This window comes from Streptomyces sp. NPDC048197, assembly GCF_043202395.1.
In the GTDB taxonomy this organism is placed as follows: domain Bacteria; phylum Actinomycetota; class Actinomycetes; order Streptomycetales; family Streptomycetaceae; genus Streptomyces; species Streptomyces siderophoricus.
Genome location: NZ_JBIDAJ010000071.1, coordinates 1 through 10789 on the forward strand (window position 1 = coordinate 1; position 10789 = coordinate 10789).

The window sequence follows — 10789 nt, forward strand, 5'->3', positions numbered from 1 at the left end:
CCAGCTACGTACGCGGCGCCGCAAAGCGGCAAAGGCGAGCAACGAGCACGGCGCTGCAGCCGAGTACGTGGGCGGCGCCGCAAAGCGCGCAACGGTGAGCGAGCCCCGCGGCGGGACTGCTAGGTACGTACGCGGCGCCGCAAAGCGGCAACGGTGAGCGAGCCCCGCGGTGGGACGGCTAGGTACGTACGAGGCTCCGCAAAGCGCAGCGCCCCGCGGCGGGACGGCCACGTACGTACGCGGCGCCGCAAAGCGCCCCGCGGCGGGACAGCCAGCTACGTGGGAGGAACAGCCAAGCGCAGCGTCACGCGTCGCGGCGTTTCAGCAGGACGTATCCCCCGACGAGTGCCACCGCCGTCCAAGCGATCATGATGCCCAGTCCGCCCCACGGTCCGTACGGGACGTCCTCGCCGGCGCGGGGGACGACCTGCATGATCTTCGAGCCGGCCTGGTCGGGGAGGAAGCGGCCGATCTTCCTGGTGGCGGAGACGTTGCCGAGGATGTTGGAGATCAGGAAGAAGAACGGCATCAGGATGCCCAGCGAGAGCATCGGGCTGCGCAGCATCGTGGCGACCGCCATCGAGAACAGGGCGATCAGGGTCATGTAGAGGCCGCCGCCGATCACGGCGCGCAGTACGCCCGGGTCGCCGAGGTGGGCGCGCAGATCGCCCAGCATCGTCTGGCCGGCGAAGAACGTCACGAAGCTGGTGGCCAGGCCGACGACGAAGACCAGCGCGGTGGCGACCAGCAGTTTGCAGAACAGGAACGTGCCGCGTTGCGGTACCGCGGCCAGCGAGGCGCGGATCATGCCGGTGCTGTACTCGTTGGAGACCACCAGCACGCCGAAGACGATCATCGCGAGCTGACCCAGTCCCATACCGGCGAAGCTGATGTTGGTGGCGTCGAACGACAGCCGGTCGCGGGCCGGCATGGAGTTGAAGTCGTGGTTGGCCAGGGTGCAGATCAGCATGCCCAGCCCGACGGTGACCAGGACGGCGATGCCCAGCGTCCACACCGTCGACCGCACCGATCTGATCTTGGTCCACTCGGACCGGATGACCTGCCCGACCGCCGCCATGGGTCAGCTCCTCTTCTTCTGCCAGTCCGCGCCCCAGCCGGTCGGCTGCGGCTCGCCCGGCCGTGCCCCGGCCGGCTGGGGGGTTCCCGGGACGGCGGCGGTCCGCACCGGCACCGGCTCGCCGTTGTGCGCGTGGTACTCGACCGAGCCGGCCGTCAGCCGCATGAACGCCTCCTCCAGGGACGCCTGCTGGGGGCTCAGCTCGTGCAGGGTCAGCTGGTGGGCGGCGGCGAGTTCGCCGAGCCGCTCGGCCGGTACCCCGTCGATCTCCAGCGCACCGCCGCCGGCCGCCACCGCGTGGATGCCCTCGGCGCGCAGCACGTCGAGCAGCTTCTGCTGTTCCGGGGAACGCATCCGGACGTACGAGCGCGAGTTCTGGTGGATGAAGTCCTTCATGGACGTGTCCGCCATCAGCCGGCCCTGGCCGATGACCACCAAGTGGTCGGCGGTCAGCGCCATCTCGCTCATCAGGTGGGAGGAGACGAAGACCGTACGGCCCTGGGCCGCGAGGTGCTTCATCAGGTTGCGGATCCAGTGGATGCCCTCGGGGTCGAGGCCGTTGACCGGCTCGTCGAAGAGCAGCACCTGCGGATCGCCGAGCAGGGCGGCGGCGATGCCCAGCCGCTGGCCCATGCCGAGGGAGAAGCCCTTCGCGCGCTTCCTCGCGACCGAGCTCAGCCCGACCATTTCGAGCACCTCGCCGACCCGGCTGCGCGGGATGCCGTTGCTCTGCGCCAGGCACAGCAGGTGGTTGGCGGCGCTCCGGCCGCCGTGCACCGCCTTGGCCTCCAGCAGTGCGCCGATGTACGTCAGGGGGTCTTCGAGCTGGCGGTAGTGCCTGCCGTCGATCCGGACCGTGCCCGACGTCGGGTTGTCGAGATCCAGCATCATCCGCATGGTGGTCGACTTGCCCGCGCCGTTGGGGCCGAGGAAGCCGGTGATGATGCCGGGCCGCACCGTGAAGGTGAGGTGGTCCACCGCGACCTTGTCGCCGTAGTGCTTGGTCAGCCCCTCAAGCTCGATCATGTACAGCACGCTAGGCGCGCCTGGACGGCCCGGCCACCGGGGCGGGGCCGGCTGGCTGACCCCCTGTACGACCGGGCCCCCGCCACCGCCTCAGAGGGCGGTACGGGGGCTCGGTCGAATCTGGCGAAACCTTCCGACGGATGGTTCAGCGCGTCTGCTGGGCCGGGACGCCGCGGGAGACCGCCTCGTCGTCGCCGGGGGCGCCGGCCGCGGCCACCGCCGCACCGGTCAGCGTGGCCAGCATCTCGCGGACGTTGGTCAGCTGGGCGTTGATGGAGTCGCGGCGGTTGGTCAGCGCCGCCAGCTCACGCTCGGATTCGCTGCGGATCCGGTCCGCCTTGGCGTTGGCGTCCGCCACGATGTCCTCGGCCTGGCGCTGCGCGGTCTCCACCGTCTGGCGGGCCCGGCGCTCGGCGTCCGTACGCAGCTTCTCGGCCTCCAGGCGGAGCTGCTCGGCGCGGTGCTCGATCTCGGCGAGCCGCTTCTCGGCCTTGGCCTGACGGGAGGCGAGGTCGCGCTCGGACTGCTCGCGGCGCTTGGCGAGGTTGGTCTCGAAGTCGGCGGCGGCCTGGGCGGCCTTGGCACGGGTCTCCTCGAAGAGGGAGTCGGCCTCCTCCCGCTTGGACTGGGCGTCCTTCTGGGCCTCGGCGCGCAGCGTGGACGCCTCACCCTTGGCCTTCTCGACGATCCGGGCGCCCTCGTCCTCCGCCTTCGCCTTGCGCTCGGCGGCGAACGCCTCCGCGTCATTGCGGACCTGCTGGGCGGCCGACTCGGCCAGCTCGCGGTGCTGCTCGGCGGCCCGGCGGGCCTCCTCGCGCAGGTCCTTGGCCTCCTCCTCGGCAAGCCGGAGGATCTTCTCGACGCGCGCGCCGAGGCCCGCGTAGGACGGTTCGGCGTCATTGACCTGCGCCTGGGCGTTCTGCGTCTCGAGGTGGAGTTCCTCGATCCGCTTTTCCAGCGACGTGATGCGGGCCAGCGCGCTGTCGCGGTCGGCGACGAGCTTCGTGATGCGGTCATCCACCTGACCGCGGTCGTACCCACGCCGCACGAGCTCGAAGCCGAAGGGGGAGGAAGTGTCGCTCATGGGGTTCCTGTCGAAGAGACCGGTGAGGTGATAAGGAGAATCCTAGGGGTCACAACGGCGTGTCATCGAGTCATTGCCCGTTTGATCTGGAGAATGACCCCTCATTTGAGTGGCTACCCTTCAGACTGCTTGCCACTCGAACGAGTTGTTCCGGCGCCCGCGCCCGCTTTCACCCCGTTGCCCTTGTTTTCGCCCCCTCCACCGGGTGTCTCGAAGGACTCCAAAGCCTCCAGAACGTCCTGGACGCGGGAGATTTCGGTGTTGATGTCCTCCCGCCGGCGGACCAGGGTCTCCAGCTCGCGCTTGCCCTCGTCCACGATGCGGGCGGCCTCCTCCCGGGCCTCCTCGCGCATCCGCTCCGCGTCGCGCACCGCCGCGGCCTTCTTGTTCTCGGCCTCCTTGATCAGGCCCTCGGCCTTCTTGACCGCCGCGATCCGGACCTTGCTCGCCTCGCTGTTGGCGTCCGCCATCATCCGGTCGGCCTTCTCCTCGGCCTCCACCTGCTGCGCGGTGGCCTGCGCGATGAGCTTGTCGACCCGCTCGCCGGCGTTCTTCATGGTCTCCGCCGACTCCCGGCGGGCCCGCTCGTGCAGCTCCTCGACCTCGGACTCGATCCGCTGCCGCAGCTCCTCGGCGCGCTCCCTTATGGCGGTGGCGTCCCCACGGGCCTCCTCCAGCAGCGCGTTGGCGTCCGTACGGGACTTCTCCACCCGGGCGTTGCCGTCCGCGGTCGCCTCCGCGATCAGCCGCTCGGCCTCCTTGCGGGCCGCCCCGACCATCGTGTCGGCCTGCTCCTCGGCCTGGGTGGCGACCTTCAGCGCCTCCTCCTGAGCCTTGGCGATCAGCTGGTCGGCCTGCTCCGCGGCGTCCCCGCGGCGCTTGGCGGCGTCCTTGCGGGCCTCGTCGAGCAGCCGGTCGGCCTCCTCCTGGGCCTCCGTACGCTGCCGCTCGGCGGCCGCCTCCGCCTCCTCCTTGATTTTGGCCGATTCGTTACGGGTACGGCCGGCGTGCTCCTGCGCCGCGGTGACCGTCTCGGCCGCCTCGGCCCGCAGCCGGTCCGCCTCCGCGGTGGCGGTGGCGATCATCCGGTCCGCCTGCTCGCGGGCGTCGGCCCGGGTACGGTCCGCCTCCCGCTCGGCGTCCGCGGTGGTCTCCGCCGCCTCGGTGCGCAGCCGCTGCGCCTCCGTCGCGGCCTCCGACACCAGCGTGTCGGCCTGCTCCGCGGCGTCCGCGCGGGCCTTGTTGGCGTCCGCGCGCGCCTGATCGCCGGTGCGCTCGGCGTCCCGGCGCGCCTGCTCCAGCACCTCGGCCGCCTCGGCGCGCAGCCGCTCGGCCGTACCGGTCGCCTCGGCCACCAGGGACTGCGCCTGCTGCTCGCCCTCCGCGCGCAGCCGCTCGGCGGCCTCCTGCGCCTCCCGGACCGTACGGTCCGCGTCGTCCTGTGCCGAAGACGTCAGCTCGGTCGCCTCGGTGACGATCCGTTCGGCCTCCGAACGGGCCTCGGTGATCAGGCGGTCGGCCTGCTCCGCGGCGTCCGACCGGATCCGGTTCGCGTCCTCGCGCGCCTCGGCGCGGGCCCGCGCGGCGTCCTGCTCGCCGGCCGCCAGCGCGTCCGAGGCGTCGGTCCGCAGCGCTTGCGCCTTCGCCGAGGCGTCCGTGACCAGCTTCTCGGCCTGCGCGGTCGCCTCCGCGACCAGCCGGTCGGCCTGCTCGGCGGCCTCCGTACGCGCCGCGTTGGAGTCCCGGCGGGCCTCGTCGAGCACCCCGGCCGCCTCCGTGCGCAGCCGCTCGGCCTCCTCGATGGCCTCCGCAACGGCCCGCTCGGCAAGGGTCTTGGCGGCCTCCGACGCCTCCTGTGCCTCGCGCCGGGTGCGCGCCGCGTCCTCCGAGGCGCGCTCCCGCTCGTCGTAGGCGTCCTTGCGGACCCGGTCGGCCTCCTCCTGGGCCTCCGACCGCGTGCGCTCCGCGGCGTGTTCGGCCGCCGACCGCAGTCCGGCGATCTCCTCGGCGGCCTGCTCGTGCAGCCCCGCGACCGAGTCCCGCACCTGCTGCGCGGTCTGCTCGGCCGTCGCCACCAGCTCGCCGGCCCGCCGGTCCGCCTCCTCGACCAGCCGCTCGGCCTCCTCCTGCGCCTCGGCCACCCGCGTACGGGCCGAGGCCAGCAGCTCCTCGCTCTGCTCGCGGGCCGCGGTGCGCTCCTGGTGGGCCTCCTCGCGGGCCTCGCCGAGCAGTTGCTCGGCCTCCCGGCGGCGCCGCGCGGCCTCCTCCTGCGCCTCGGCCAGGGCCTCGGCCGCCTCGGCGCCGGTGCGCTCCGCGGCGGCCGCGGCCTCCGCGCGCACCCGGTCCGCGGTCTCCTGCGCCTCCGACTTGAGCCGTTCGGCCTCGGCCGCCGCCTCGCTGCGCAGCCGTACGGCCACCGACTCGCCCTCGGAGCGCGCCGCGGCGGCGTCCGCGGCGGCCTCCGTACGCAGCCGCTCGGCCTCCTCCTCGGCCTCCTGCTGGAGCGTGCGGCGGCGCTCGGCGGCCTCGGCCTTGAGCCGGGCGGCCTCCTCCTGCGTCTCGCGGCGCAGCCGTTCGGCCTCCGTGCGGGCCTCGCGCAGCGACTCCTCGGCGGCCGCGACCCGCTCCTCGGCCTCAGTACGCAGCCGGTCCAGTTCCGCCTGGGCGTCGGTGCGCAGCTGGCCGGCGGCCTCCTCGGCCTCCGCGCGCAGCTTCGCGGCGCTCTTCTCGGCCTCCGACGTCAGCTCCTCGGCGGCCTGGGTGCCCTCCAGCAGCAGCTGTTCGGCCTCCGAACGCGCCCGCTCCAGCGCGTCATCGGCCTGCCGGCGCAGCGCCGATGCCCGCTCGATGGCCTCCGTCCGGACCCGCTCGCTCTCCGCGACGGCACCCGAACGGGTCTCCTCCGCATCGGACTTGGCCTTGGCCAGCAGCTCCTCGGCGGTACCGGCCGCCTCCTCGATCTGCTGGACCGCCTCGCGCCGGGCCTCGCCGCGGATCCGCTCGCCCTCGGCGACCGCGTCGGCCCGCAGCTGCTCCGCCTCGCCGCGCAGCCGCCGCGCCTCCTCCTGGAGTTCGACGGTCTTGGCGCGGTACTCCTTGGTGTCGTCCTTCGCCGCGCCCTTGAGCTGCGCCGCGGTGTCGTGCGCCTCCTCGCGCAGCCGGTCGGCCTCGGCCTCGGCCTCCTTGCGCAGCCGCTCGGCCTCCTCGGCGGCGGCCTTGGTCGCGGCCTTGGCGTCCTCGGACGCCTTGGTCAGCATCTCCTCGGCGGCCCGCGCGGCCTTCGCCAGCTGTGCCGCGGAGTCCTCCGCCGCCTTCGACCGGGCGGCCTCCTGCGCCTCGGCGAGCAGCCGCTCGGTCTCCGTACGGGCGTCGGCCCGCAGTTGCTCGGCCTCGGCCTTGAGCGCCTCGGCCTCCTTGGTGGCCTCGCCGACCAGCCGGGCGATCTCCGCCTTGGCCGTACGGGTGCGCTGTTCGTTCTCCGACTCGGCGGCCGACAGCCGCTTCCCGGCGCTCTGCTGCGCCTCCTCGACCAGCTTCTCGGCCTCGGCGCGCGCCTCGCGCAGCGCCGTGTCCGCCTCCTGCAGCCGGGCCTCGGCGGTACGGGTCAGCTCGATGGCCGCACGGCGCGCCTCCTCCGACTCCGTGCCGGCCGCGGTGCGCAGCTGCTCGGCCTGATCCGTGGCCTCCTGGGCCTGGTTGGACGCGGCGGTCAGCAGCCGCTCGGCGTCCGTGCGGGCCCGGCGCAGCAGGGCTTCGGCCTCGGCGCGGGCCGCTTCGGCCTCCGAACCGAGCCTGGCCCGGGACTGCTCGATCAGCCGCTGGGCCTCGGCGCGCGCGGACGCCAGGGCCGCTTCGGCCTCCGCCCGGGACTCCTCCATCAGCCGGCGGGCCTGCGACTCCGTGCGGGCGCGCAGCTGTTCGGCCCAGGCGACGTTCTCGTTGACGTGCGATTCGACGGTCTGCCGGCGCTCGTTGAGCTCCTCGTCGAGCCGCTGGCGGCGGCTGACCGCCTCGGCGTGCAGCTCGGCCTCCAGCCGGGCCTGCCGCTCGGCCTGCTCCTGCAGCAGCCGCTGGGTCTGTGCCCGTGCCTCGCGCAGCTCCCGCTCGGCGTCCGACCGCAGCTGATCGGCCTGGATCTGCGCATTGCGCAGCAGTTGTTCGGCCTGGTGGCTGACGTTGTCGTAGGCAGGACGGGTCGCGAGATTGCGACGCGCCTCGTGCAGCTTGGCGCGCAGCACCTCGACCTGGTAGCCGAGGTCGTCGGCGTGCTGGACGGCCTTGTCCCGCTCGGTCTTCAGCCGCTCCATCTCGGCTTCGAACTGCGAGAGGTGGTCGTCCTCAGCCCACTTACGCTCCTGGCGCTCGTTGCCCCGCACTGCGCGGTCCCATCCGTCCCCTGGTCATGGTGGCGGCCGGCTCCGGTCCTGCAGCGCTCGTCCCGTACACGTCACGTCGTACTCGACTGGCACCCGTTGGAGCTGACCCTTCTCCGAAGAAATGGTGTCAGATCATCGGCAGAGTATGGACCGAGCCCCACTCCCGTACCCCGGCCGAAGCTGCACTCTACCGGCCGGGGAACGTGAAGGTCAGTGGTCCGTGCTGGCGGGGGGTGCGGCGGTGACGAGTTCGGTGAGCACGCCGTGGCAGTCCTTGGGGTGCAGGAAGGTGATCCGCGAGCCCATCGAACCCGTCCGGGGCTCGTCGTAGAGCACCCGGACGCCCTTGCCGCGGATGGCGTCGGAATCCCCGTCGACGTCCGCGGTGCCGAAGGCGATGTGGTGGACGCCCTCGCCGTTCTTGGCCAGCCATTTGCCCACCGCGGAGTCCTCGCGGGTGGGCTCCAGGAGCTGGAGGTAGGAGGCCCCGCCGTCCGAGGTCTCGTTGATTTTCAGCATGGCCTCCCGGACACCCTGCTCCTCGTTGACCTCGGTGTGGAACACCTCGAAGCCGTACGTGGCACGGTAGAACTCGACAGTCTTGTCGAGGTCGAAACAGGCGATCCCGATGTGGTCGATTCGCGTCAGCATGGTTCCAGTGCACCCCTCTCACGACTGGTTACGCAACGTGCGCGCGATCACACCTGCTGGCCGGTGACCCGACGGGTACCGCTCAGTACATTGACGGGAACCCTCGTTAACTTCCCTGCAAAGGAAGGCCGCATCGCATGTCTGAAACCAACGGCACGAACGGCACCACCTCAGTAATCGTGGCGGGAGCCCGTACCCCGATGGGGCGGCTCCTCGGATCCCTGCGGACCTTCTCGGGCGCCGATCTGGGCGGCTTCGCCATCAAGGCGGCGCTGGACCGGGCGGGCATCGGCGGCGACCAGGTGCAGTACGTGATCATGGGCCAGGTGCTGCAGGCCGGGGCGGGGCAGATCCCGGCGCGCCAGGCCGCCGTCAAGGCCGGCATCCCCATGAACGTCCCCGCGCTCACCGTCAACAAGGTGTGCCTCTCCGGACTGGACGCGATCGCGCTGGCCGACCAGCTGATCCGTGCGGGTGAGTTCGACATCGTCGTCGCCGGCGGCCAGGAGTCCATGAGCAACGCGCCGCACCTCCTCCCCAAGTCCCGGGAGGGCTACAAGTACGGCGCCGTCGAGATGCTCGACGCGATGGCCCACGACGGCCTGACCGACTCGTTCGAGGGCATCGCCATGGGCGAGTCGACCGAGAAGCACAACACCCGGCTGGGAATCGCCCGTCCGGAGCAGGACGAGATCGCCGCGGCCTCGCACCAGCGGGCCGCCGCCGCCCAGAAGAACGGGCTCTTCGAGGCCGAGATCACCCCCGTGGAGATCCCGCAGCGCAAGGGTGACCCGGTCCTCTTCAGCAAGGACGAGGGCATCCGGGCGGAGACCACCGCGGAGTCGCTGGGCAAGCTGCGCCCGGCGTTCGCCAAGGACGGCACGATCACCGCAGGCACGTCCTCGCAGATCTCGGACGGCGCGGCCGCCGTCGTCGTGATGAGCAAGGCCAAGGCCCAGGAACTCGGCCTGGAATGGATCGCGGAGATCGGCGCGCACGGCAATGTCGCCGGCCCCGACAACTCGCTGCAGTCCCAGCCGTCCAACGCCATCGACCACGCCCTGGGCAAGGAGGGCCTGACCGTCGCCGACCTCGACCTGATCGAGATCAACGAGGCGTTCGCGGCGGTCGCCGTGCAGTCAATGAAGGATCTGGGGGTCTCCCCGGAAAAGGTGAATGTCAACGGCGGCGCGATTGCCCTGGGTCACCCGATCGGGATGTCCGGTGCCCGCATCGTGCTGCACCTGGCCCTGGAATTGCGCCGGCGCGGCGGCGGGACCGGCGCGGCCGCGCTGTGCGGTGGCGGCGGTCAGGGCGACGCGCTGATCATCCGCGTACCGGGTAAGTAAGCGACAGCCCGTACGCGCGTGCGTACGGGCTGCCGAGTCGGGTATCAGCGAGCCGAAGGAGCCGAGCAGCGATGGTGGACGTCCCCCAGCTGGTGGAACAGGCACGGCAGGGCCGGCCGAGGGCGGTGGCCCGGCTGATCTCCCTCGTGGAGGGGGCGGCGCCGGAACTGCGCGAGGTGATGGCGGCGCTGGCGCCGCTCACCGGCAACGCCTACGTGGTCGGGCTGACCGGCTCACCGGGCGTCGGCAAGTCCACCACCACCTCGGCCCTGGTCACCGCGTACCGCAGGACGGGCAAGCGGGTCGGCGTGCTCGCCGTCGACCCGTCCTCGCCGTTCTCCGGCGGCGCGCTGCTCGGCGACCGGGTCCGGATGAGCGAACACGCCTCCGACCCCGGCGTCTACATCCGCTCGATGGCCACCCGCGGCCATCTGGGCGGACTGGCCTGGGCCGCTCCGCAGGCCATCCGGGTCCTCGACGGGGCCGGCTGCGACGTGATTCTCGTCGAGACGGTCGGGGTCGGCCAGTCCGAGGTGGAGATCGCCTCCCAGGCGGACACCTCCGTGGTGCTGCTCGCGCCCGGCATGGGCGACGGCATCCAGGCCGCCAAGGCCGGAATCCTGGAGATCGGCGACGTCTACGTGGTCAACAAGGCCGACCGGGACGGCGCCGACGCCACCGCCCGGGAGCTCAACCACATGCTGGGCCTCGGCGAATCCCGGGCGCCCGGGGACTGGCGGCCGCCCATCGTGAAGACGGTCGCCGCCCGCTCCGAGGGCGTCGACGAGGTCGTCGAGGCGCTGGAGAAGCACCGGGCCTGGATGGAGGAGCACGGCGTCCTGGCCGAACGGCGCCGCGCCCGGGCCGCCCACGAGGTCGAGACGATCGCGGTCACGGCGCTGCGCGAGCGGATCGGCGACCTGAGCGGCGACCGCCGGCTGGAGGCGCTGGCCGAGCGGATAGTGGCCGGCGAGACGGATCCGTACCGGGCGGCGGACGAGCTGGTCGAAGGGGTCACGAATGGCGGCTAGGCCGGGGCCTCCCACGTAGCCGTCTGCTGCGCCGCGGGGCTTCTCGCCGTTGCGCCTTGCGGCGCCCCCGTACGTAGTTGTCTGCGGCGCCGCGGTGGTTTCTCGCCGTTGCGCCTGCGGCGGGCTGGGTTTGTGGTGGGTGCGGTGACGGGCCTGCGGGGCCGGTGTTTGGGACTGCTGTCGCTTTACGTCCC

The 10789-nt window shown here is 72.4% G+C and carries 7 protein-coding genes; 2 read left to right on the forward strand and 5 right to left on the reverse strand.

Annotated features, from left to right (window positions below; all coding sequences use genetic code 11):
* Positions 1–304 precede the first annotated feature (304 nt).
* The 5 genes from ACGF4C_RS39010 to mce form a co-directional block, all read right to left on the reverse strand.
* Positions 305–1078 carry an ABC transporter permease gene (locus tag ACGF4C_RS39010; RefSeq protein ID WP_393573368.1) on the reverse strand — a complete coding sequence of 258 codons (774 nt, stop codon included), beginning with the start codon at positions 1076–1078 and terminating at the stop codon, positions 305–307.
* 3 nt (positions 1079–1081) lie between these two features.
* Complete coding sequence (locus tag ACGF4C_RS39015; protein ID WP_393573370.1) at positions 1082–2104, reverse strand: ABC transporter ATP-binding protein; 1023 nt, start codon at positions 2102–2104, stop codon at positions 1082–1084.
* A 145-nt stretch (positions 2105–2249) separates the two neighbouring features.
* On the reverse strand, positions 2250–3188 hold the full coding sequence (locus ACGF4C_RS39020) for a cellulose-binding protein (RefSeq protein ID WP_030414114.1): 939 nt from the start codon (positions 3186–3188) through the stop codon (positions 2250–2252).
* Between the two features lie 113 nt (positions 3189–3301).
* A complete protein-coding gene (gene scy / locus ACGF4C_RS39025; RefSeq protein ID WP_393573373.1) occupies positions 3302–7564 on the reverse strand; it encodes a polarized growth protein Scy in 4263 nt (1420 codons plus the stop codon).
* A 210-nt stretch (positions 7565–7774) separates the two neighbouring features.
* Positions 7775–8215, reverse strand: a complete 441-nt coding sequence (gene mce, locus ACGF4C_RS39030; RefSeq protein WP_030414112.1) for a methylmalonyl-CoA epimerase — start codon at positions 8213–8215, stop codon at positions 7775–7777.
* A 137-nt stretch (positions 8216–8352) separates the two neighbouring features.
* Between mce and ACGF4C_RS39035 the strand changes: the two genes are divergently transcribed.
* Together ACGF4C_RS39035 and meaB are read left to right on the forward strand one after the other, a co-directional pair.
* Positions 8353–9564 (forward strand): acetyl-CoA C-acetyltransferase, encoded by a 1212-nt coding sequence (locus ACGF4C_RS39035; protein ID WP_393573375.1) that lies wholly within the window; start codon positions 8353–8355, stop codon positions 9562–9564.
* Positions 9565–9635: 71 nt separating this feature from the next.
* Positions 9636–10595 (forward strand): methylmalonyl Co-A mutase-associated GTPase MeaB, encoded by a 960-nt coding sequence (gene meaB / locus ACGF4C_RS39040; protein WP_030815435.1) that lies wholly within the window; start codon positions 9636–9638, stop codon positions 10593–10595.
* The last annotated feature ends 194 nt before the right edge of the window (positions 10596–10789 follow it).